This window comes from Erwinia sp. 009765445, assembly GCF_058137865.1.
Genome location: NZ_JBYUWC010000057.1, coordinates 1 through 758, shown reverse-complemented (window position 1 = coordinate 758; position 758 = coordinate 1). Strand labels below are relative to the sequence as shown.

Annotated in this window: 2 protein-coding genes; both read left to right on the top strand. The window is 47.4% G+C overall.

Features of this window, described 5'->3' with window-relative positions; translation table 11 throughout:
- Window positions 1–5 precede the first annotated feature (5 nt).
- Window positions 6–254 (top strand): type II toxin-antitoxin system antitoxin MazE, encoded by a 249-nt coding sequence (gene mazE, locus AC3Y5R_RS24165; RefSeq protein ID WP_000581937.1) that lies wholly within the window; start codon window positions 6–8, stop codon window positions 252–254.
- A complete protein-coding gene (gene mazF, locus AC3Y5R_RS24160; RefSeq protein ID WP_000254738.1) occupies window positions 254–589 on the top strand; it encodes an endoribonuclease MazF in 336 nt (111 codons plus the stop codon). Before mazE ends, mazF begins: the two co-directional genes overlap by 1 nt.
- Window positions 590–758: the final 169 nt, after the last annotated feature.

Genomic DNA, 758 nt, shown 5'->3' with positions numbered 1-758 from the left:
GGGTTATGATCCACAGTAGCGTAAAGCGTTGGGGAAATTCACCGGCGGTGCGGATCCCGGCTACGTTAATGCAGGCGCTCAATCTGAATATTGATGATGAAGTGAAGATTGACCTGGTGGATGGCAAATTAATTATTGAGCCAGTGCGTAAAGAGCCCGTATTTACGCTTGCTGAACTGGTCAACGACATCACGCCGGAAAACCTCCACGAGAATATCGACTGGGGAGAGCCGAAAGATAAGGAAGTCTGGTAATGGTAAGCCGATACGTACCCGATATGGGCGATCTGATTTGGGTTGATTTTGACCCGACAAAAGGTAGCGAGCAAGCTGGACATCGTCCAGCTGTTGTCCTGAGTCCTTTCATGTACAACAACAAAACAGGTATGTGTCTGTGTGTTCCTTGTACAACGCAATCAAAAGGATATCCGTTCGAAGTTGTTTTATCCGGTCAGGAACGTGATGGCGTAGCGTTAGCTGATCAGGTAAAAAGTATCGCCTGGCGGGCAAGAGGAGCAACGAAGAAAGGAACAGTTGCCCCAGAGGAATTACAACTCATTAAAGCCAAAATTAACGTACTGATTGGGTAGTGTTACTAACTCACTTCTATTCTGGTCACATGTTTCCACCTGACAGACCCGCAATTTTCAGGACAATTCAATGAATCAAATCGACCGTTTGCTCACTATTATGCAGCGCCTGCGCGATCCTGCAAAAATCTATCGCTTCCCGGTCGCTCTGAGCGTTGACGAGCTGATG

Bases quoted from the DNA above. Each gene is read 5' to 3' on its own strand.
- mazE (WP_000581937.1), top strand. From the start codon at position 6: ATGATCCACAGTAGCGTAAAGCGTTGGGGAAATTCACCGGCGGTGCGG.
- mazF (WP_000254738.1), top strand. From the start codon at position 254: ATGGTAAGCCGATACGTACCCGATATGGGCGATCTGATTTGGGTTGAT.